The organism is Pseudomonas rhizozeae (assembly GCF_031583775.1).
GTDB lineage: Bacteria > Pseudomonadota > Gammaproteobacteria > Pseudomonadales > Pseudomonadaceae > Aquipseudomonas.
In genome coordinates, this window is record NZ_JAVLSB010000032.1 from 57851 (window position 1) to 78397 (window position 20547).

The 20547-nt window shown below is 63.0% G+C and carries 19 protein-coding genes; 5 read left to right on the forward strand and 14 right to left on the reverse strand.

The annotated features are described in order from the left end of the window. Nucleotide 1: 1 nt before the first annotated feature. The gene (locus RG836_RS10265; RefSeq protein ID WP_310845171.1) at nt 2-898 is read right to left on the reverse strand and encodes a DMT family transporter; all 897 of its coding nucleotides are present in this window, start codon (nt 896-898) and stop codon (nt 2-4) included. 88 nt (nt 899-986) lie between these two features. On the opposite strand from RG836_RS10265, the gene RG836_RS10270 reads away from it, so the two are divergent. Next, complete coding sequence (locus RG836_RS10270) at nt 987-2318, forward strand: aminotransferase-like domain-containing protein (protein WP_310845173.1); 1332 nt, start codon at nt 987-989, stop codon at nt 2316-2318. A gap of 21 nt (nt 2319-2339) precedes the next feature. Here the strand turns inward: RG836_RS10270 and RG836_RS10275 are convergent, their stop codons facing one another. Further along, nucleotides 2340-3905 carry an aldehyde dehydrogenase (NADP(+)) gene (locus tag RG836_RS10275; RefSeq protein WP_310845174.1) on the reverse strand — a complete coding sequence of 522 codons (1566 nt, stop codon included), beginning with the start codon at nt 3903-3905 and terminating at the stop codon, nt 2340-2342. Between the two features lie 5 nt (nt 3906-3910). After that, nucleotides 3911-4540 (reverse strand): cysteine hydrolase family protein, encoded by a 630-nt coding sequence (locus tag RG836_RS10280; protein WP_310845175.1) that lies wholly within the window; start codon nt 4538-4540, stop codon nt 3911-3913. A gap of 99 nt (nt 4541-4639) precedes the next feature. Here RG836_RS10280 and RG836_RS10285 point away from each other — a divergent pair, with 99 nt between their 5' ends. Continuing rightward, nucleotides 4640-5173: a winged helix-turn-helix transcriptional regulator gene (locus RG836_RS10285; RefSeq protein ID WP_310845176.1), complete on the forward strand. Its 534-nt coding sequence runs from the start codon at nt 4640-4642 to the stop codon at nt 5171-5173. A 34-nt stretch (nt 5174-5207) separates the two neighbouring features. Here the strand turns inward: RG836_RS10285 and RG836_RS10290 are convergent, their stop codons facing one another. Beyond that, the gene (locus tag RG836_RS10290) at nt 5208-6098 is read right to left on the reverse strand and encodes a LysR substrate-binding domain-containing protein (RefSeq protein WP_310845177.1); all 891 of its coding nucleotides are present in this window, start codon (nt 6096-6098) and stop codon (nt 5208-5210) included. 80 nt (nt 6099-6178) lie between these two features. Between RG836_RS10290 and RG836_RS10295 the strand changes: the two genes are divergently transcribed. Then, nucleotides 6179-7369, forward strand: coding sequence for an MFS transporter (locus RG836_RS10295; protein ID WP_310845178.1), 1191 nt, complete (start codon nt 6179-6181; stop codon nt 7367-7369). Between the two features lie 3 nt (nt 7370-7372). Here the strand turns inward: RG836_RS10295 and yghX are convergent, their stop codons facing one another. The 6 genes from yghX to RG836_RS10325 form a co-directional block, all read right to left on the reverse strand. After that, nucleotides 7373-8260, reverse strand: coding sequence for a YghX family hydrolase (yghX, locus tag RG836_RS10300; protein ID WP_310845179.1), 888 nt, complete (start codon nt 8258-8260; stop codon nt 7373-7375). Between the two features lie 59 nt (nt 8261-8319). Next, nucleotides 8320-8721: a heme-binding protein gene (locus RG836_RS10305; protein ID WP_310845180.1), complete on the reverse strand. Its 402-nt coding sequence runs from the start codon at nt 8719-8721 to the stop codon at nt 8320-8322. A 19-nt stretch (nt 8722-8740) separates the two neighbouring features. Then, on the reverse strand, nt 8741-9958 hold the full coding sequence (gene glcF / locus RG836_RS10310) for a glycolate oxidase subunit GlcF (RefSeq protein WP_310845181.1): 1218 nt from the start codon (nt 9956-9958) through the stop codon (nt 8741-8743). 4 nt (nt 9959-9962) lie between these two features. Continuing rightward, nucleotides 9963-11027, reverse strand: coding sequence for a glycolate oxidase subunit GlcE (gene glcE, locus RG836_RS10315; protein WP_310845182.1), 1065 nt, complete (start codon nt 11025-11027; stop codon nt 9963-9965). Beyond that, nucleotides 11027-12526, reverse strand: coding sequence for a glycolate oxidase subunit GlcD (glcD, locus tag RG836_RS10320; RefSeq protein WP_310845183.1), 1500 nt, complete (start codon nt 12524-12526; stop codon nt 11027-11029). The genes glcE and glcD overlap by 1 nt, the downstream gene beginning before the upstream one ends. 356 nt (nt 12527-12882) lie before the next feature. Further along, nucleotides 12883-14646, reverse strand: a complete 1764-nt coding sequence (locus tag RG836_RS10325) for an L-lactate permease (protein ID WP_310845184.1) — start codon at nt 14644-14646, stop codon at nt 12883-12885. A 207-nt stretch (nt 14647-14853) separates the two neighbouring features. Between RG836_RS10325 and RG836_RS10330 the strand changes: the two genes are divergently transcribed. Continuing rightward, on the forward strand, nt 14854-15624 hold the full coding sequence (locus RG836_RS10330) for a DUF72 domain-containing protein (protein WP_310845185.1): 771 nt from the start codon (nt 14854-14856) through the stop codon (nt 15622-15624). 313 nt (nt 15625-15937) lie between these two features. Continuing rightward, nucleotides 15938-16486, forward strand: coding sequence for a cupin domain-containing protein (locus tag RG836_RS10335; RefSeq protein WP_310845186.1), 549 nt, complete (start codon nt 15938-15940; stop codon nt 16484-16486). A 96-nt stretch (nt 16487-16582) separates the two neighbouring features. Here the strand turns inward: RG836_RS10335 and RG836_RS10340 are convergent, their stop codons facing one another. From RG836_RS10340 to RG836_RS10355, 4 genes are all read right to left on the reverse strand, one after another. Beyond that, the gene (locus RG836_RS10340) at nt 16583-16858 is read right to left on the reverse strand and encodes a fructose-bisphosphate aldolase (protein WP_310845187.1); all 276 of its coding nucleotides are present in this window, start codon (nt 16856-16858) and stop codon (nt 16583-16585) included. Nucleotides 16859-17456: 598 nt separating this feature from the next. Then, the gene (locus RG836_RS10345) at nt 17457-17675 is read right to left on the reverse strand and encodes a PLD nuclease N-terminal domain-containing protein (protein ID WP_310845188.1); all 219 of its coding nucleotides are present in this window, start codon (nt 17673-17675) and stop codon (nt 17457-17459) included. Between the two features lie 169 nt (nt 17676-17844). Then, nucleotides 17845-19992, reverse strand: coding sequence for a TonB-dependent receptor (locus RG836_RS10350; protein ID WP_310845189.1), 2148 nt, complete (start codon nt 19990-19992; stop codon nt 17845-17847). An 89-nt stretch (nt 19993-20081) separates the two neighbouring features. Next, nucleotides 20082-20468 carry a DUF2946 domain-containing protein gene (locus RG836_RS10355; RefSeq protein ID WP_310845190.1) on the reverse strand — a complete coding sequence of 129 codons (387 nt, stop codon included), beginning with the start codon at nt 20466-20468 and terminating at the stop codon, nt 20082-20084. Nucleotides 20469-20547 lie beyond the last annotated feature (79 nt).

A 20547-nucleotide genomic window follows, 5' to 3' on the forward strand; every position in this document is an offset into this window, starting at 1 on the left:
CTTATTTGGCGAATTTCTTCGCCCCGGCCACGCACAGGATCACCGCGACGGTCACCCCAAGCATGCCGAGGCTGACCTGTTCGTGTAGCAGGGTCGCCGCCAGCGCCAGGCCAAAAAACGGTTGCAGCAGTTGCAGTTGGCCGACCGCGGCGATTCCGCCTTGGGCCAGGCCGCGATACCAGAACACAAATCCGATCAGCATGCTGAACAGCGACACGTAACCCAGACTGAACCAGGCCGGCGCGCGGATATCGGCGAAGGTCGCTGGTGCCAACGCCACGGTGAGCACCGCCATCAGCGGCAGCGACAGCACCAGCGCCCAGCAGATCACCTGCCATCCGCCTAGGGTGCGCGACAACTTGGCACCTTCGGCATAACCGAGGCCACACACCAGCACCGCCAACAGCATCAGCAGGTCGCCCAGTGGCGCGGCGGTCAAGCCACGGGACATCGCGAAGCTGCCGACCAAGGCACTGCCCAGCAGCGAAAACAGCCAGAACGCCGGACGCGGCCGCTCGCCGCCCCGCAGCACGCCGAACACCGCCGTGGCCAGGGGCAACAGGCCGATAAACACAATCGAATGCGCCGAGGTCACGTACTGTAAGGCCAGTGCGGTCAGCAGCGGAAAGCCGAGGACCACGCCCAGCGCGACGATCAGCAGCGACAGCCATTGATCCCGCGCCGGGCGTTTCTCCTTGAACAGCCACAACAGGCCCAGCGCCAGCAGGCCGGCGAGGGTGGCGCGGGCGACCGTGAGGAACACCGGATCAAATTGCAGCACTGCGACGCGGGTGGCCGGCAGTGAACCGCTGAAAATCAGCACGCCGATAAACCCGTTGAGCCAGCCGCGGGTGGCGGAGTTCAGGGTCGGTGTCTGCAGTTTCGAAGCTCGTTCCATGTGCGTTCTCTCAGGTGGGGGTTGCCTGTGGGCCATCCTATGGCTGAGTATCGAGACAATCAAAAAATTGTCATGGATACAAGTCAACATGCCGCGCTCTCGCTACAAGTCTCTGGTCGATACGTTTGCCGCCGACATCCGCGCCGGCCGGCTTGCACCCGGTACGCGTCTGCCGACCCATCGTCAGTTGGCCAGCGCCGAAGGCCTGGCGTTGGCCACGGCGACGCGGGTGTACGCCGAGCTGGAAGCCATGGGCCTGGTCAGCGGCGAAACCGGACGCGGCACTTTCGTCCGTGAAACCTCGCTGCCGCCAGGACAACGCATGGATCAGCATGCAGTGGCGGTGGGCGTCAGCGATCTGAATTTTAACTACCCATCGCTGCCGGGGCAGGCCGAGTTGTTACGCACGGCATTGCGCCAATTGGCCTTGTCCGGTGATCTCGAAGCACTGCTGCGCTATCAACCTCACGGAGGTCGGGCGCAGGATCGCGGCGCTGTCGCCCGGCACTTGCGTCTGCGCGGTTTGAGCGTGGCCGCCGAGCACGTGGTGATCGTCAATGGCGCCCAGCATGGGTTGGCGGTGTGCCTGATGGCGCTGCTGCAACCGGGTGACGTGATCGCCGCCGATGCCTTGACCTATCCGGGGTTCAAGGTGCTGGCCGAAGCGCTGCACCTTGAGGTGGTGCCGATTCCAGTCACGGCGCATGGACCGGACCTTGAGGCGCTGCAAAACCTGTGTCGGCGTCGCCCGGTGCGCGCGGTCTACAGCATGCCGACCTTACACAACCCGCTGGGCTGGGTGATGGACCTCGACAGCCGTGAGCGTCTGGTGGCGATTGCCCGCGCCCACAACCTGCACATCATCGAAGATGCTGCCTACGCCTTTCTGGCCGAAGCACCGCCGCCGCCCCTCGCGACGTTGGCGCCGGAGCGCACGGTGTATGTCTCGGGCGTTTCGAAGAATATCGCCACCGGCTTGCGTGTCGGCTTCGTCGCCGCGCCGCTGGCCTGGATGCCGGATCTGGAACGGATCATCCGCGCCACCGCGTGGAACACGCCGGGGGTGATGACCGCGATCGCTACGGCCTGGCTCGACGATGGCACGGTAGAACGCCTGGAGGCGCAAAAACGCGAAGACGCACAAGCGCGGCAGGCGATTGTCGATGACGTCTTGAGCGGCTTGCGCTACGTACGCCATCCCTCGTCCTACTTCATTTGGCTGCCGCTATCGGAAGAGGCGAGGGCCGATCAGGTGGCCATGGCGCTGATGCGCGAAAACGTCTCGGTGTCCACCGCCGAGCCCTTTGCCACCTCGGCCCACGTACCGCACGCGATACGCCTGGCTTTGGGCTCGGTGGACATCGAAACGCTGCGCAGTGCGCTGATCAAGGTGAAGCGGATTGTGGGTCTGTATGGCTGAGGACGGATCGACGGCCTGCGGTTACTGACCGTCCACCAGGCGCGGCAAATCCAGTGGATTCAGCTCGCGCAACGCCTCGGGCAGCAGGGCATCCGGGAACCCTTGGTAAGCCACCGGACGCAGGAAGCGTTCGATCGACGTCATGCCTACCGAGGTGAAGCGGCTGTCGGAGGTGGCCGGGAATGGACCGCCGTGCACCGTGGCGTAGGTTACTTCCTGCGGATGGGCGAAGGCGTTGACCACAATGCGCCCGGTGCGCCGTTCGAGGATCGGCAGCAAGCGTTGCGCCAAGGCCAGGTCCGGGTTTTCCAGGTGCAGCGTGGCGCTCAGTTGGCCACGGAACGAGCGCGCCACCGCCAGCAGTTGCGCTTCGTCGCGGACCTTTACCAGCAGCGCCGACGGGCCGAAGATTTCCTGGGCCAGTAGCCGCTCGCTCAAGAACTGCTCGCCGTCTGCTTCGAACACTGCCGAGCGGCCATCGAAATCGCCTTCTGCCGTGGTGCCGACGCCGATCAATTGTGCGCCGGCCTGTTCCATCGCCAGCAGACCTTTGACGTAAGCCGCATGGATGCCCGGTGTCAGCATCGTTCGCGCCGGCGCTTCGCTGACACGCTTGTTCATCGCCTCGCGCAGAACGTTGTAGCCAACCCCTTCGATGGCAATCAGAATCGCCGGTTTCAGGCAGGCCTGGCCGACGTTGACCAGCATCCGCTCAACGAAACCGTCACCAATTGCCGCACCGCGAGCGGCGAGGGCGTGGGGCAGGATCAGGGTCGGGTTGACACTGGTCATCTCGGTAAACACCGGAATCGGGTCGGGGCGCAATTGCGCGCGGCGGTACAGCGCCATGCCGCCCGCTTCCGAACCGGTAAAGGTCACCGCTTTGATCAGCGGATGATCCACCAGCGCTTCGCCAATGACGTTGCCGCCACCGCGCACCATCGAGAACACGCCTTCTGGCAAACCGTGGTCCTGCACCGCTTTGCGAATGGCACGGGCCTGGATTTCCGAAGACCCAGGGTGAGCGTTGTGCGCCTTGAGAATCACCGTCGCGCCAGCGGCGAGGGCGGAAGCGGTATCGCCGCCGGCTACCGAGTAGGAAATCGGGAAGTTGCTGGCGCCGAAAATCGCCACCGGACCGATTGCGATTTTTTGCAAGCGATGGTCCATGCGTGGGCGCGGCTGGCGCTCGGGTTGTGCCGGATCAACCGCCAGGTGCAGGAAGCGACCGCGACGCACCACCTCCGCGAATTGGCGGAACTGGGATGCCGCGCGCGAGGTTTCGCCCTCGAACTGCGCGGCGGGCAGGCCTGTTTCGAGGGATGTGCGCTCGGCCAGATCCTGGCGCACGGCTTCGAGATTGTCGGCGATGCTCTCGAGGAATGCCGCACGCTGTGCCAGCGAAGTGTGGCTGTAAACGTCAAACGCATCGTCGGCGAGGATCGCGGCGCGGTCGACGTCGGCCACGCCCCCGAAGGCGAAGTCTGGCTCGAGCAATTGGTTGGTCGCGGGGTTGAGCGCTTTCATGCTGCCGTGGCTGGCGGCGGTGTCGGTGTTGCCGATCAGCAGGTGTCCGGTGAGTGTCATCTGGTTTACTCCTGCTGCGCCAGGGTGGCGATCAGTTTCTCAGTGGTGACCACCGCGTGGGCGAAGGTCGGACCGTTGAGGTCGTGGGCGGCGTGCATCATTTCCGCTTTGAACGCGGCAGTGGCGTCGCGCACCAGAGTTACGTGGTACCCCAGTTCCGTGGCGTAACGGGCGGTGGCTTCGATACAAGTGTTGGCCAGCAGGCCGACGATGATCACGTGGGTGATGCTCTTCTGCTTGAGGCGGAAATCCAGGTCGGTGTTGGCAAAACCGCTGGAGCCCCAGTGTTCCTGAACCACGATGTCGCCGTCTTGCGGGGCGAAGTCCGGGTGCCATTCGCCGCCCCATTCGCCACGGGCAAAATGGTGCATGTGCTGCACCTTGCATTGGGTCGGGCTCGGGTGATCCCAGTTTTCGTAGTCGCCTTGTTCCCAGCGGCGGTGCGGTACGATGACCACCTGAATGTCCTTGGCGCGCACGGCGCGGTCTAGGGCCCGGAGGTTGTCGAGCAGACCCACTTGCGTGGCAATCGGCTCGATCAGCGGGTAAACCTTGCCGCCTTCGGAAAGAAAATCGTTGTACGGATCGACCAGCAAGTAAGCGGTTCTGTCGAGCGGGTAGGCGGCGGTGGACATGACGGGATTCTCCAGGGATTTCGGATGTCAGTGCCGGGGACTTGCCCCTGGTACGTTGTTGATATGATAATCATAGTGACTGTGAAAGAGGCAAGCCCCATGGCCATAAATAAAGCTGTTCCTGAAACCCTGTGCCCGATTTCCCGGGCCGAAGACATCGTCGGCGACCGCTGGACGGTGTTGGTGTTGCGTGAGTTGTTCATGGGCAGCCATCGTTTCGACGACATTCAGGCGCAGACCGGCGGCACGCCGCAGATGATCGCCACACGTCTGAAAAATATGGAGAGCGCCGGCCTGGTCGCACGTCACCGCTACAGCGAGCGGCCGCCGCGCTACGAATATCGCCTGACGGAAAAAGGCGAGGCGTTTTACCCGGTGGTGATCGCACTGCGCGCCTGGGGCGAAACCTGGTGCAAGTCGCAAGAAGAAGAGCTGGCCGTGACCTACATCCACAAACCCTGCGGCGAACCGGCGGGGCTCGGCCCGTTATGTGCGCATTGCGCGCAGCCGTTGCGCCGGGGCGAGTTGAGCAGCCAGCCAGGCGTGGCTTACAGCGCTGAACGCCAGGCACGGCGCGAGGCGTTCAAGGGCAGCCGCAGCTCGGCTTCAGTGGCTCAGGCCGAGGATGCCTGAGTTGCCACTTGCAGCGAGCGAAAGGCGGCCCCCGTCAGAACGCGTTTTTGTGCTTAAGCAGCTCGTGGTCCAGCCATTCGCTGAACAATTGCGCTTCGCTGCCCGCATCGGTGGCGATTCCGTAGTAGTAACGCGTGACGGGCATGCGCAACTCGGGGAACAGGCAGCGCAGTTGCCCGGAGGCGATGCCGCTTGAGGCGAGAGTGATTGGCACTACGGCAAATCCCAGGCCGTCGATGGCCGCTTGCAGGACGAAATGCACATGGTCGAATTGCATCTGCCCGGACGGCACGATTTTGTCGACGCCGACATGGCTTTGCCAGGCGTCCAGATCACCTTTGCGGCTCTTGGCCCACAACAGCATCAGCGTGGCGAGGTCGTTCGGCGTATCGATCGGGTGCATCGCCAGCAGTGCCGGGGAGGCCACCACGCACACCGCATCTTCGAGGAATGGCCGTAATTCGATCGACGCCGGCCAGCCACCGTGGCCACGGCGAATGGCGATGTCGAAACTGTCGAGGGCCTTGTCCGGCGGCAGGGTGTCGGTGAGCACGTGCGGTTCGATGCCGGGGTAGCGCGCGACGAAATTCGGCAACCGGGGGATCAGCCAGCGCACGGCGAAGGAGGGTCGCACATTGATCCGCACGATCCGCGCTGGTGCCTGGCCCATCACTGATTGGGTGGCGACGGCAATCTGCTTCAGCGCGGCGTCGGCCTGGGCGTAAAAGCGCAAGCCTTCCACGGTCAAACTGACCTGGCGGATGCGCCGGTCGAACAGGCGCACGCCCATGAAGGCTTCCAGCACTTTGATCTGCCGGCTGACAGCGCTGTGGGTGACGTGCAATTCGCTGGCGGCCAGGGTGAAGCTTTGATGGCGAGCGGCGGCGACGAACGCGCGAACAGCGTTGAGCGGCGGTAGGTTCATGTCCATGGGTTCGATAATCTCACACATGCGCGCCGATAATCTCGTTTGTCGTGTGCTGCTCGGCGGCGCAGCATGGTGGCATGTCTAGATCGTTCGATGTCTGCGCAACGTTAGAAAGCCCTGCTCCGGCCGGGCGCGTCGACCGTGAGTCACGCCTGGCGGCCCTGGTCCTGGCGCTTGCGTTGCCGGCGGATACGGTACTTTATCTGTTGCTTCCGATGTTCGCCCCGCAGTTTGGCGTGAGCCTGGCGGAGGCCGGTTTATTGCTGGCGGCCAACCGGATTATCCGCATCGTTGGGTATGGCTATGTCGCGCGTTTCTACGCTCAGCGCGGCGATCGCCTCACGGGTTTGCTGGCGGTGCTGGCGGCAGCGATTTGCGCGGTGGGTTACGCCACGCTGAGCGGGTTCTGGGCATTGTTACCGCTGCGTTTGTTGTGGGGTTTGTCATTCGCTGCGCTCAACTTGTCGACTCAAGCACTGGCCACCGCCGACCCGGTGGGCTCGGCTCGGCGCTCCGGGCGCTCGCGGGCCTTTACGGCGTTGGGGCCGGTGATCGCGCTGCCGCTAGGGGCGGTCATGGCCTACGCCTGGGGCCCACGCCCGGTGTTCTGGATTCTGGCGATCGCCGCACTGGCGGGGCTGCTGGTGGCCCGTGGGTTGCCCGAGCGCCAGCACCCCTTGCCAGCCAAGCGTCGGGGCCTGAAATTGCCCAACAGCCTGGACGCCTGGTCGTTCCTCGAAGGCCTGACTCTCGACGGTTTGTTCATCATTGGTTTGTCGTACCTGGGCAGTGATCTGTTGCCCGGTGGCGCGGTGATGATGGCGGGGGTGTTGTTGGCGGTGCGCTATCTGGGAGAAATTGTCCTGAGCCCGATCGGCGGGCGACTGGCCGACCGCTTCGGCGCGGAAAAACTGTTGGTGGTGTTGTCGCTGATGACTTCCGTCACGCTGATCGGCTTCGGTGCCGGCTGGCTGTGGAGTTGCGCGGCGGCCATCGTGGTGCTCAGGGCCTTGCAGCTACCGTTGCTGCCGCCAATCGTTGCCCATCGCACGCCAGGGCCGGAACGGGTTCAGGCGTTGGTGACGCGTTCGGTGTGGCGCGACATCGGTGCCGGCACCGGTCCGGTGTTGGCGGGCTTGCTGTTGCCAATTGTGCCGTCGTTCTGGATCTACAGCGTGCCGGCCGTGTTGCTCGCCGGCGCGGCCGTGGCATGTGTCAGGGCTCCGGCGAACGCCAGCAAAACGGTCGCGGCGCCCAGTGAACCCTGAGGTTCACGCCAGATAACGGCGGAACCACTCCAGCGTGCGATCCCAGGCCAGATTGGCCGCTGCCTCGTCGTAACGGGGGGTGGAGTCGTTGTGAAAGCCGTGGTTGGCGCCGGAATAGATGTAGGCTTTGTAGGTCTTGTTTGCTGCTTTCAACGCCTGCTCATAGGCCGGCCAGCCCTCGTTGATGCGCGTGTCGAGTTCGCCGTAGTGCAGCAGCACCGGCGCCTTGATCCGTGGCACGTCCTTGGCATCCGCCTGGCGACCGTAGAACGACACTGCCGCCCCCAGCTCCGGGTAGGCCACTGCCGCCGCATTCGCCACGCCGCCGCCATAACAGAAACCGGTGATGCCGACTTTGCCGCTGCCGGCCTCGTGCTGCATCAGCCATTCAATGGCGGCAAAAAAATCGTTCATCAGTTTTTCTGGGTCGACCTTCGCTTGCAGGTCGCGCCCCTTATCGTCGTTGCCGGGGTAGCCGCCGACCGACGTCAGGCCATCCGGGGCGAGGGCGATGAAACCGGCCTTGGCCAAGCGCCGGGCGACATCTTCGATGTAGGGGTTGAGCCCACGGTTTTCATGCACCACCACCACCGCCGGCACCTTGCCGCTGGCCTTGGCCGGGCGCACCAGGTAGCCGCGCACCGGGCCATTGCCCTTGGGCGACGGGTAGGTGATGTATTCGGCAATGATGTCAGGGTCGGTGAACTGCACTTGTTCAGCCAACGCGTAATTCGGACTCAGCGACGCCAGCAATGCCCCGGCGGTCAAACCGCCAAAGGTGAACAACGCAGCACGGTCGAGAAACTCGCGCCGGTTGATCTTGCCGTGGGCGTAGTAGTCATAAAGCTCCAACAGTTCCGGGGCAAAATCCTTCGCAGTGAGACGGGGCATCGGTACGCTCCTCTGTGAACCCATGGGTGGCGGCGCTGAGTCAATATAGCAGCGGGCGATCAGCTCAGGCTGTTGGCCCCGGCCTTGGCCACTTGCGCGTCCTGATCAGCCTTGACCCCGGACACGCCGACCGCGCCGACCACCTGGCCTTCGAACAGGATTGGCACGCCACCTTCCAGCGAGGTCAGCAGCGGCGCCGAGAGAAACGCGGTGCGCCCGCCATTGACCATCTCTTCATAGCCTTTCGATTCACGCCGGCCGAGGGCCGAGGTGCGGGCCTTTTCAGCAGCGATGTAGGCAGCAATCGGCGCGCAGCCGTCAAGGCGTTCAAGGGCCAGCAGATGCCCGCCGTCGTCGACGATGGCGATGGTCACCGCCCATTGATTGGCCTGGGCTTCGGCGCGCGCGGCGGCGAGGATCTGGCTGACTTCGGTCTGGCTCAGTATGGCTTTGCTTTGCATGTGTATCTCCAGTAAGGGGTCAAGGCAAGGCGGCCTCGACCAGTTCGATCCAGTGCCTGACCGGAGTGCGGCCGGCACCGTCGAGGTGCGATTGACAGCCGATATTGGCGGTCACAATCACGTCAGGATGCCCGCTTTCCAGGGCGTTGAGTTTGTTATCTCGCAATTGTCTGGCCAACGCCGGTTGCGTCAACGAGTAGGTGCCGGCGGACCCGCAGCACAAATGGCTGTCCGGCACCGTCGTGAGATTAAAGCCGAGCCCAGTCAACAGCGCTTCCACCGCGCCACCGAGTTTCTGTGCGTGCTGCAAGGTGCAGGGGCAGTGGAACGCCACACGTTGCGCGCTGCGTACACCGAGGCCATGCAGTGGCTCGTCGCGCAGTACTTGCACCAGATCCTTGGCCAGCGCGCTGACTTGGCGTGCCTTCTCGGCGTAGGCGGGGTCTCGCTCGAGCAGATGCCCGTAATCCTTGATGAAGGCGCCGCAACCGCTAGCGGTTTGCACGATGGCCTCGGCACCGTTTTCGATGCTCGGCCACCAGGCGTCGATGTTGCGCCTGGCGCGGTCCAGGCCGGCTGCCTGGGCGTCGAGGTGATAGTCCACGGCGCCGCAGCACCCGGCCTCGCTGACCGGCGTGACGCTGATGCCCAGGCGATCAAGCACCCGCGTGGTGGCGGCATTGGTGTTGGGCGACAGCCCCGGTTGCACGCAGCCTTCGAGCAGCAGCACCCGGCGTGCGTGGCGGGTCGCCGGGCGCGGTTTGGCGGGCGGCACATGGCGCGGCAACTTGGCCTGCATCGGCGACGGCAACAGTGCACGGAACACCTGACCGCTACGCACCAGCGCTTTAAACAACTGCGGATTCGGCGTCAATGCGCGCAAGCTCTCGCGCAGTACTCGCTGCCCGAGGGGCCGTGGCACGGCGGCGTCGACCACCGCGCGGCCGATGTCCAGCAGGTTGTGGTAATCGACCCCGGACGGGCAGGTGGTTTCGCAGTTGCGGCACGACAGGCAACGGTCCAGGTGTTCCTGGGTCTTGCGCGTGACCTCGTTGCCTTCCAGCACTTGCTTGATCAAGTAGATGCGCCCGCGCGGGCCATCCAGTTCATCGCCCAGCAGTTGATAGGTCGGGCACGTCGCGTTGCAGAAACCGCAATGCACGCAACTGCGCAGGATGCTTTCGGCTTCTTCGGCGCGGGGCAGCTGCCGCGCGTGTTCGCTGAGGGTGGTCTGCATGGGTTCAAAGCTCCGCGTACAGGCGACCGGGATTGAATATTGCCTGGGGATCAAGTTGCTGCTTGAGATTGTGGTGATAGCGCATTAACGCCACCGGCAACGGCTGGAACGGGCTGTCGCACACACCAGGGCGGTAGCAGGTGGCATGGCCGCCGACTTTCTCGATGATCGAGCGAATGAACGCCGCGTCGGCGTCGGTTTTCAGCCAGCGTTGAGCGCCGCCCCAGTCGATCAATTGCACGCCGGGAAGCGACAGGCGTGGCGTGTTATTGGGCAGCGACAAGCGCCACAGCGGCTGGCCCTTATCAAAAAAATCCAGTCGATGTTCATTGAGGTCAGCCCAGAAGCCGCCGTCCAGCACCTCGCCGCCCAGGCGATCATGGGCCGCCGCCACCGAACCCTCGCCACCCTCAAGGCGCAAGTGCAACCGTTGGCCGTCGTGGCACGCAGCGCTGATCGGCAGCGGTTGCTGGGCCCATTCCGCCAGGCGCAGCAAGGCGCGATCACTGTCCATGTCGAGGCTGATGCTCAGGGTCTGCCGGGGCGTCGGCAGCACTTTCAGCGAGACTTCGGTAATCACCCCGAGGCAACCGTAACTGCCGGCCATCAGGCGAGACAGATCGTAACCGGCGACGTTTTTCATCACCTCGCCACCGAAGCGCAAGTGTTTGCCGAGGCCGGTGATGACCCGCGTGCCGAGCACGAAATCGCGCACCGAGCCAGACCATGGCCGCCGAGGCCCGGACAGGCCGCTGGCGATCATGCCGCCGACGGTTGCGTCAGCGCCGAAGGACGGTGGTTCGCACGGCAGCATTTGCTGCGCAGCGGCGAGCACTTCGTTGAGCTCTGCCAGGGGCGTACCGCAGCGTGCGGTGATCACCAGTTCGGTCGGGTCGTAACTGACAATCCCGCGATGGCTGCGGGTGTCGAGCACTTCGCCGCCGGTGATGCGGCCGAGGAATGCCTTGCTGTTGCCGCCCTGGATCCGCAGCGGTGTATTGCCGTGCAGCGCCTGATTGACCTCCTCCAGCAACGCTGCGCTGTGGTCGATGTCGCGTTCGTGCTGCATCAGAAACGCTCCAGTTCGGGGAAGGGCAACTGGCCCATGTGCACGTGCATCGCGCCGAATTCGGCGCACCGGTGCAGGGTCGGAATGTTTTTGCCGGGGTTGAGCAGGCCACTGGAGTCGAACGCGGCCTTGATGGAGTGAAACAGGGTTAGCTCATCGCTGTTGAACTGCGCGCACATCTGGTTGATTTTCTCGCGGCCAACGCCGTGCTCGCCGGTAATGCTGCCGCCGACCTTGACGCACAATTCTAGAATTTTGCCGCCCAGGGCTTCGGCGCGATCCAGTTCGCCGGGCTGGTTGGCATCGAACAGAATCAACGGGTGCATATTGCCGTCGCCGGCGTGGAAAACGTTGGCCACGCGCAGGTCGTATTCGGCGGACAACGCGGCGATGGCTTGCAGCACGCCAGGCAATTCGCGGCGCGGGATGGTGCCGTCCATGCAGTAATAATCCGGCGACAGGCGCCCGACCGCCGGAAAGGCATTCTTGCGTCCGGCCCAGAAACGCACGCGCTCGGCTTCGTCCCTGGCCAGCCGCACTTCGGTGGCGCCGGCCTGTTCCAGCACTTGGCGCACGCGGTCGCAGTCATCGTGGACGTCGGCTTCGACACCATCCAGTTCACACAGCAGGATCGCTTCGGCGTCCACCGGGTATCCGGCGTGGATAAAGTCCTCGGCGGCGCGAATTGCCAGGTTGTCCATCATCTCCAGGCCACCGGGGATTATCCCGGCAGCGATGATATCGCCCACCGCGCGCCCGGCCTTCTCCACGGAGTCGAATGCCGCCAGCAGCACTTTGGCGGTTTGCGGTTTGGGCAGCAGTTTGACCGTGACTTCGGTGATCACCCCGAGCATGCCTTCGGAGCCGGCGAACAGCGCCAGCAGGTCGAAGCCTGGGGAATCCAGGGCTTGCGAGCCGAGGGTCAGGCATTCGCCTTCGACGGTGAAAATGTCGACTTGCAGCAGGTTATGCACGGTCAGGCCGTATTTCAGGCAGTGCACGCCGCCGGCGTTTTCCGCGACATTGCCACCGATGGAGCAGGCTATTTGCGACGAAGGATCGGGCGCGTAATACAGCCCGAACGGCGCAGCGGCCTGGGAAATCGCCAGGTTGCGCACGCCGGGTTGAACCCGCGCGGTGCGCGCGGCGGGGTCGATGTGCAGGATGTTATTGAAGCGCGCCATCACCAGCAGCACGCCTTTTTCCAGGGGCAGGGCGCCGCCGGATAACCCGGTGCCGGCACCGCGCGCCACCACCGGCACCTGGCGTTCGTGGCAGGTGCGCAACACGCCTTGCACCTCTTCCAAAGTGCGCGGCAGCACCACCAGCATCGGCGTGGTGCGGTAGGCCGAGAGCCCGTCGCACTCGTAGGGCCGCAGTTCTTCCTGATGCTGCAGCACTTCCAGCTCCGGCCACTGCGTGCGCAGGGCCTGGAGCAAACCGGGCTTGTCGACGTCCGGCAACACGCCGTCGACGCGTTCATCGTAGAGGATGTTCATGGCGGTTCAGACGCTCGCTTGTTGTTATTGAGCTCAGCCCATCATTGGCCGCCAGGCGGGGGCCTGTCTATGGGTTTGTGCACAAAGCGGCCCAGGCGTTCCGCAAAAAAAGTGGGAGCGGGCTTGCTCGCGATCGCGGCGTGTCAGTCGGGTATTCAGTGACTGAACTAGCGCTTTCGCGAGCAGGCTCGCTCCCACAGGATTTTGTGCTGGACACAACATCATCTAACGCCACACATCCAGTGTGGGAGCGGGCTTGCTCGCGAAGATGCCGGCACATCCAAGATCGATGCCGACTGACACGCCGCTTTCGCGAGCAAGCCCGCTCCCACAGGGTGATGCACAACGATCCGGTTTCAGTGCCCACCAACCACCATGCTGGTAAACGGCGAGACGTAAGCCTGCAACGTCACCAGTCCACCGACCAATATCGCCAGCACAATGGAATGGAAGAACACGTACCTGAGGATTTCCCCTTCGTGGCCATACCAGCGGGTGGCGGTGGAGGCGACCACGATCGATTGCGCGTCGACCATTTTGCCCATCACGCCGCCGGAACTGTTGGCGGCGGCCATCAGTACCGGGCTCAGGCCGAGTTGTTCAGCGGTGACCCGTTGCAAACCGCCAAACAGCACGTTGGACGCGGTATCGGAGCCGGTCAGCGCTACGCCGAGCCAGCCGAGCAACGTGCCGAACATGGGGTAAAAAATCCCCGTCGCGGCGAATGCCAGGCCCATGGTCGCGTCCAGCCCCGAGTAGCGGGTGAGGAAGCCCAACGCGAGCATCGCCGCAATGGTGATCAGCGAATAGCGCACCACCCAGATCGTGCGCAGGTATTGCCGCACCAGTTGCGGAATCGAATAGCCCATCAACAAGCCGCCGATGATCGCCGCCAGCAAGATGCCGCTGCCGGTGCTGGTCAGCCAGTTGAATTTGTACACCGCTTCCTCGGTTTTCGGCGTCGCCACCACCGGCGGCACTTTCTCGACTTGCTGGTGCAGGCTGCTGAACGTCAGCGCCGGGGCGAACACCGGGTTGGCCTCGCGCACCGGTTTGCCGGTCGGGTCGAGCTTGGCCGATTGAGTGGTCGGATCGATCACCGCGCGGGTGTCGAACATGTTCTTGAAGCCCTGGGTGCCCCAGGCGAACACGAACACCGTGAGGATGATCCACGGCATCCACGCGCGCATCACCGCCGGGCGCGCATCCGCCGCAAAAGCTGCGGTGGGTTGCGGTTTCTCGTCGTGCTCGGCATCGATCTTCGAGTTGTCGACCCGCCCGGAGAGCGCCGCCGAGGTATGAACCGTCGCCGGTTTCCAGACCTTGAGGAACCCGGTCAGGCACGCCATGGAAATCAGCGCGGCGATCACGTCCACCAGCATCGGCCCGTGGTAGTTCGACACGACGAACTGCGGCACCGCGAAACTGACCCCGGCCACCAGAATCGCCGGCCACACTTCCAGCATCTTGCGCCACCCGGCGAACGCCCAGATCAGCCAGAACGGCACCAACACCGAGAAGAACGGCAGCTGCCGACCGACCATCATCGACAGCTCCATTTCATCCAGCCCGGTGACCTTGGCCAGGGTGATGATCGGCGTCCCCAACGCCCCGAATGCCACCGGCGCGGTGTTGGCGATCAGCGCCAAGCCCGATGCCGCCAGCGGCGAGAAGCCCAGGCCGATCAGAATCGCCCCGGTCACCGCCACTGGCGTACCGAACCCCGCCGCGCCTTCGAAGAACGCGCCGAAGCAGAAGGCGATCAGCAGCAATTGCAGCCGCCGGTCATCGGTGATCCGCGCCAACGAGTCTTGCAGCACCTTGAACGAACCGTTCTCGGTGGTCAGGCGGTGCAGGAAGATGATGTTCAACACGATCCAGCCAATCGGCAACAAGCCGTTGGCCGCCCCGAACAACGCCGCCGACCCCGCCATTCCGGCGGGCATGCCGAACGCGAAAATCGCAATCAACAACGCCGAAGCCAACGCCAACAGCGCCGCGAGGTGCGCCTTGATGTGAAAGAACGCCAATGCCGCCAGCATCACCACCACCGGCACAGCGGCCATGATGGTGGAGATCATCGGGTTACCAAAGGGGTCGTAGATTTGCTGCCAGACCATGTTCCACCTCTACTTTTTATTGTGGGTAGTGCAGGCCCCCCCAGATGGGGTAGGAAATTGCAGTATAGGTGGCATTTCGCCGGTGTCTGGTCAGAGGCTTATTCGCCGATGAATGACTGTTCTTGAGCGGTTGCGGCAGAAAAACCGAACTTGCCGTGGACGCTTTTCTCCAACATGAAACTGCCCGCCACCAGGACACACGAGGCCATGAATTCGCTGCCCATCCACCTTGGTGTCGCCGGCTGGAGCCTGCCCCGTGAGCACTGGCCCCGTTTCCCTGTCGCGGGTACGCATCTGCAGCGGTACGCCGCGCGCCTCAATGCGGTGGAAATCAACAGCTTGTTCTACCGCCCGCACCGGCCGCAGACTTACCAGCGCTGGGCCGAGTCGGTGCCGGCGGGGTTTCGTTTTTCGGTGAAAATGCCCAAGACGATCACCCATGTTCAGCGCTTGCTGGGTTGTGAATCACTGCTGGATGAGTTTCTCGGGCAATCTTTAGCGTTGGGTGATCGCTTGGGTTGCCTGTTAATTCAGTTGCCGCCGTCGCTGGCGTACGACCCCGTGAGCGCCGAAGCGTTTATGGTTGTACTGCGCGAGCGCTATGACGGGTTTGTGGTGCTGGAGCCACGGCACGAGACTTGGCTGGATGCTGAAGCGTTGCTGATCGAGCAGCGCATCGGCCGGGTGGCGGCGGACCCTTCGCCCATCACTGGCGGCGATCGACCGGGCGGTTGGCCGGGCGTGCGCTATTGGCGACTGCACGGCTCGCCACGCATTTACCACAGTGACTATGGGCCTGAGCGTTTGGCGGATTACGCGGCGCAGTTGCTGGAATCGGCGCGCAGCGAGGTGCCGACCTGGTGCATCTTCGATAACACCGCCAGTGGCCATGCCGTGGGCAATGCCCTGGATCTGCAAGCGGGCTGTGCCGGTCCCTTCGCGAGCAGGCTCGCTCCCACACGGGGCTTGCGGCGTTAGCGGTTTCTGTGCCCAGCACCATACCCTGTGGGAGCGGGCTTGCCCGCGATGACAGCCTCAAGCCAGCCACAAATCGCGGCTAGCACCATGAACCCCGTGGCGAGGGAGCTTGTTCCCGCTGGGCAGCGCAGCAGCCCCAACCCAACAACACATTTCCCGAACCACCCATCGAACCTGCTGAGCCACGCCCGCAAACGTGATTTAATAGCCGCCTTTCACGATTCTGGGACAGGGAAGCGGCACTTTTCGCGATCACCAAGTCGCCCGCCATCCACCCCCATAACCCTTAGGTTTTCAAGCACATAAGGCTGTCATGGACACGGGCGCACGACTCAAATTAGTACGCGAAAGCTACAAACTCTCCCAGCGCGAGCTGGCCCGGCGCAGCGGCGTCACCAATGCCACCATCTCCCTGATCGAACAAAATCGCGTCAGTCCCTCCGTCAGCTCCCTGAAGAAACTGCTCGAAGGCATCCCTATGTCGCTCGCCGATTTCTTCACCTTCGACCAACCTCCGCGCGAACACCAATACGTGTTCCGCGCCAACGAACAGCCCGACCTCGGCCGCAACGGCCTGCGCCTGCTGCTCATCGGCGCCTCCGTCCCCAGCCGCCAAATGCGCTTGCTGCGCGAGCAATACGCCCCCGGCGCCAGCTCCGGCGAAGAACCGATCGTGCATGCCGAAGGCGAGGAGTGCGGGCTGGTAACACGCGGGACGGTTGAATTGACCGTGGACGGGCAGATCAGCGTGTTGAATGCCGGGGATGGCTATTACTTCCCGACCACGCTGCCGCATCGGTTTCGCAATATCGGGGCGGATGAGGCGGAGATTATCAGTGCTAATACGCCGGCGAATTTTTAAGTTCACTGAGCTTCGCGTTTTAACTCGGTCAATGCCGGTAAAAGCCACGCTGTGGGTTTCTACCGGCGGCACGTTTATCTAGATGGAGTCGGGGTTTCAAATCCCCCGTTGCTCAATCACTCGAAACACATCACTCACATCTTGAACCATGATCCGCGCAATGTTGGTCACGGTGTTGATGTCTTGTTCTGCGTAGTCCGGAAGGCTGGTGCAGGCCATGAGGTTGAGGTATTTGAGGACGGCGTTGAGGCGTTCGCTAACGCAGGCGTGCAGGTCGCTGAGCGGTGCGTTGCTGTCAATGTGCAGGATTGGGTGGTCGGTGGCGAGGTGCGATCCTGGGGTAAAGCGGTCGGACGTATTTTCTGTGTTCATGGTGTAAATCCTAAGAAGAATAGAATTGCCACCAATCTGCTGCGAAACAATATGGGTGGCAGTTGCGCGCGGGTTCGCAGACCGGAGATTTACACCAAGACCCGGCAGACTCAGGAGCCTCCCACGCACAACCGCCATAAAACATCATGCAGCCGGAGCCGGCTGCATCATGCCTGACGGTACTTTGGTGTCAATCTTGAGGGCTGCGAAACCCTATCGCTGATTCGTCAGCGACGGGCCGAATATAGGCGTCGGTTTTTAGCGTCGCAACCGGGGTGTAGGACGTAAATCCAGCCGTTTCGATCAAGGCTTTTGGCCAGTTAACACGGGGCTTTCACGTAATCCGGGGCCTACGGCGGGTTGGGTGAATTGGAGGGCAGGGTTTGGGGCTGCTTCGCCGCCCGGCGGGAGCAAGCTCCCTCGCCACAAAGGGTGTTTTCCTACAAGGTTTTCGGAGTTCTTGGTGGCGGTTGCTGGGGATCGGTCGAGGGTGTCAGGCATTGGGGTTGTTGGATTTGATTGATCAGCCGGAAACAAGAAAGCCCCGAATGTTCGGGGCTTTTGCTTTTTCGGCTTTGAGCGAGGCTAGCGAACGCAGTTAGCTCCGGGCCTCGGCATGACTCGGTTTTTGTACGGCGCGCTTCGGTCCGGCGATTGCCCAGAGGATGAGGCCGATGAGCGGTACGAATACGATGACCACCATCCACACCAGTTTGTTGCTCGATTTGCCTTCGGCTTTGCGAACCCGGTTGATTGCCCAGAGTTCGATTACCAGCAGAATGGCCGCGAGGACGATCCAGATTGTTTCTATGTGCATGAGTCACCTCCCAATGGTCTGTTTGTTAGGTGGTTGAAGGGCTCAGGGGTTCATTTAATTTTGCAGGGTTGGGGTGTAAGGCTTTAGAGGGCTGGGGGCTGCTGCGCGGCCCAACGGGGGCAGCCGTTCACCACCAATTGCCATCTCCGCCTGGTCCGCGATTTCTCCCTCAAAACCTCATCTGCACCGCCAGTTCAACGGTCCGCGGTGTCCCCAGGTAGTACGCGGGTGACACGTGGGCGAATTCGGCATAGACCTCGTTGGTCAGGTTGCGCACGCGGCCGGTGACGGTGGTGTGGTGGTCGATTTTGTAGCTGAGGAAACTGCCAAACAGGGTGTAGGAGGGGACCGTGAGGGTATTGGCGTTGTCGGCATACACCGACGCCACGTAGCGGGCATCGAAGCCGCCTTGCCATTGCGGGTCGAAGTCGTAAGTCAGCCACAGATTGCCCACCCGCTCCGGCACGTTAGTCGGTGTGTTGCCCTTGCGCGAGACCACCACCCCGGCGGCGTTTCTTTCGGTGAAGTCGTCGTACTGCGCATCGACCCAGGCGACGTTACCTTCCAGCAGCAGGCGTTCGGTCAGCCGCAGTGAGCTGGCCAGTTCGACGCCCTTGGACGTCTGCTGGCCCACCGGGATGCTCGCGGCCGGGTCCAGCGGATCGGTAACCGCGAAGTCCTTGCGTTCGATGGTGTACGCCGCAATCGTCGCCGAGCCTCGGCCCTCCAGATAATCGAACTTGCTCCCCACTTCCCACTGCTTGCCGGTGGACACATCAAAGTCCTGAGTGCCGCCGGGTTGTTCGGCGGCGGTGCTGTATTGCACATAGACGTTGGCCGATGGCAGGAATTGGTAGGTCAGGCCAAGACGTCCGGTGAGCGGCTCCCAACGGCGCTCGAGGTGTCGGGGATTGCTGGCGGTCACTTCGCGGTGGTTGGTCACGTCCAGGTCAATGCGGTCATACCGCAAGCCGCTTAACAACGAGAGCTTGTCCGTCAGTGCCAGGCGGTTTTCCGCGAACCAGGCCTGGGTCGAGACCTGGTTGGTGTTGTCGCTGACATAGCCGGGGCGGGTGCCGGGAATGTCGTAGAAATGCCCCGGCTGAAAGCTGTTCGGGTTCACTGTACTGGCGCCTCGAACATTCAGCGGCGAATTGGTGGTCTGGTTGACCTTGTACTCGAAACCGCCGGACCAGGTGGTCTCGAGGCCGAACAGCCGATTGTCGTGGCGCAATTCGAACTGGTTGCCGTTTTGCTCGCCCTGGTGCCGCACCTGATACGCGGTGGAGCGGTTCACCGCGCTGTTGTCGGCGTTGTACTGATAGGTTTCGAGGTTGCGGTAATCGCGCTGGCTGTCGAGGTGGTACAGGGTATTGCGCAGCGTGGTGCTGTCGTTGATCCGGTAGTCGATGATCGAGCGCACCCAGATTGTCCGTTGCTCATATCGGCCATCCTCGACGTTGTAGTTATTGAACCGGTTGTGCTTGTCGATCTTCAGTTCCCCAGCCTTGGGATTGAGCACCGGCGTGCCCCAGTAAGGGCTGTCTTCGTGTTCATCCTGATATTCCAGAGCCAGGGTGTGCGACAGGTCGGGCGCTAGGTCGCTGAGCACTGAAAACGCCACGCTCCAGGCATCCCGTTCCTGACGGTCGATATAACCGTTGCCGGTGTTGTGGCTGACGTCGAGCCGGGCGTAGTGCTGCATATCATCGCCCGGTGCACTCAGTGCGCGGTTGAGGCCGAACGCGGTTTCGGTGGTGTCGTAAGTGCCGTAGCTGACCCGGCCTTCGAGCGCTTGATCGTCGCGACTGGCCAGTTTGGTCACGTAGTTCAGCGAGCCGCCCACCGAGCCCGCGCCGTTGATCAGCGACGACGGGCCGCCGACCAGTTCCACCCGATCGTAGATCCACGCGTCCACCGGCCGGGCGAGTCCGCCGGAGACGTTGATACCGTTGAACATCTGAGTGATCTGGCTGCTGGTGAAACCGCGATAGGAGACAAACCCGCCAAACCCTGGCGGCGCGCTGGCGTTGACCCCCGGCAGGGTATTGGCGGCGTCCTGGAAATTCTGCGCGCCGTGGCGTTCGATGTCGTGGCGGTTGGCGATGGCCACCGAGGCCGGCGTGTCGCGCACGCTTAAACCGAGGCGTGAAGCCATGCCGCTGGATTGATCGAGGCTCAGGCCAGGCTCGGCGTTCGAATCGCCGTCGATGGTGATCGGCGCCAGGTTGACCGTGGTGCTTTCAACCTCGGTTTCCGCCCAGGCGTTGACGGACAGGCAGCCGACCAGGCCGGCCAGTAAAGGAAGGGGGTTCATGGGTAGATCCTGAAGACTTGGCTACGGAACAGCGCACAGGCCAACGCCACGCATTGGCGCAGTGAGCAGGTCAGGTGAAGCAAGCGGATTCAGGCGAAGGGCGGAGCGCGGGGGTTGGCGGGCGGCCAAGTGAAGCGTGAAGGCAGATCGGCGCGGCTGATTGCGGCCACGGGCGGGCTGTGTTGCAGCGGCAGGATCGCCAGGGTCAGGCTGGAATTGAGCGCCGGGCCCATGCCGCCGGTGGAGCACAGCGGGCAGCCGAAGGATTTGGCCAGGGTCGGCAATCTGTCGTCCGAGTTGTCGGGCGCGACGGGCGCTTGGGCGCTCGGGTCCACTGAGCAGAACTGGCCGCCGATACCGTTCAGCTGTTCGCCGACCATTTGTCCGTGGCCGATGCTGCAGGCGAACACGTTGAACAGGACGCAACAGTAGAGCATCCAGGCCAGCAGCGAGCGTTCGGTTCGGGCGAAGGTCATGGGGCGGCACTTTAGCATCACCGATTGGCCGTGCACTTCAAAAAATGCCGACTAGGATGATTCTGTTCAAATCCGTTTC

Bases quoted from the DNA above. Each gene is read 5' to 3' on its own strand.
- RG836_RS10265 (WP_310845171.1), bottom strand. From the start codon at position 898: ATGGAACGAGCTTCGAAACTGCAGACACCGACCCTGAACTCCGCCACC.
- RG836_RS10270 (WP_310845173.1), top strand. From the start codon at position 987: ATGCCGCGCTCTCGCTACAAGTCTCTGGTCGATACGTTTGCCGCCGAC.
- RG836_RS10275 (WP_310845174.1), bottom strand. From the start codon at position 3,905: ATGACACTCACCGGACACCTGCTGATCGGCAACACCGACACCGCCGCC.
- RG836_RS10280 (WP_310845175.1), bottom strand. From the start codon at position 4,540: ATGTCCACCGCCGCCTACCCGCTCGACAGAACCGCTTACTTGCTGGTC.
- RG836_RS10285 (WP_310845176.1), top strand. From the start codon at position 4,640: ATGGCCATAAATAAAGCTGTTCCTGAAACCCTGTGCCCGATTTCCCGG.
- RG836_RS10290 (WP_310845177.1), bottom strand. From the start codon at position 6,098: ATGAACCTACCGCCGCTCAACGCTGTTCGCGCGTTCGTCGCCGCCGCT.
- RG836_RS10295 (WP_310845178.1), top strand. From the start codon at position 6,179: ATGTCTAGATCGTTCGATGTCTGCGCAACGTTAGAAAGCCCTGCTCCG.
- yghX (WP_310845179.1), bottom strand. From the start codon at position 8,260: ATGCCCCGTCTCACTGCGAAGGATTTTGCCCCGGAACTGTTGGAGCTT.
- RG836_RS10305 (WP_310845180.1), bottom strand. From the start codon at position 8,721: ATGCAAAGCAAAGCCATACTGAGCCAGACCGAAGTCAGCCAGATCCTC.
- glcF (WP_310845181.1), bottom strand. From the start codon at position 9,958: ATGCAGACCACCCTCAGCGAACACGCGCGGCAGCTGCCCCGCGCCGAA.
- glcE (WP_310845182.1), bottom strand. From the start codon at position 11,027: ATGCAGCACGAACGCGACATCGACCACAGCGCAGCGTTGCTGGAGGAG.
- glcD (WP_310845183.1), bottom strand. From the start codon at position 12,526: ATGAACATCCTCTACGATGAACGCGTCGACGGCGTGTTGCCGGACGTC.
- RG836_RS10325 (WP_310845184.1), bottom strand. From the start codon at position 14,646: ATGGTCTGGCAGCAAATCTACGACCCCTTTGGTAACCCGATGATCTCC.
- RG836_RS10330 (WP_310845185.1), top strand. From the start codon at position 14,854: ATGAATTCGCTGCCCATCCACCTTGGTGTCGCCGGCTGGAGCCTGCCC.
- RG836_RS10335 (WP_310845186.1), top strand. From the start codon at position 15,938: ATGGACACGGGCGCACGACTCAAATTAGTACGCGAAAGCTACAAACTC.
- RG836_RS10340 (WP_310845187.1), bottom strand. From the start codon at position 16,858: ATGAACACAGAAAATACGTCCGACCGCTTTACCCCAGGATCGCACCTC.
- RG836_RS10345 (WP_310845188.1), bottom strand. From the start codon at position 17,675: ATGCACATAGAAACAATCTGGATCGTCCTCGCGGCCATTCTGCTGGTA.
- RG836_RS10350 (WP_310845189.1), bottom strand. From the start codon at position 19,992: ATGAACCCCCTTCCTTTACTGGCCGGCCTGGTCGGCTGCCTGTCCGTC.
- RG836_RS10355 (WP_310845190.1), bottom strand. From the start codon at position 20,468: ATGACCTTCGCCCGAACCGAACGCTCGCTGCTGGCCTGGATGCTCTAC.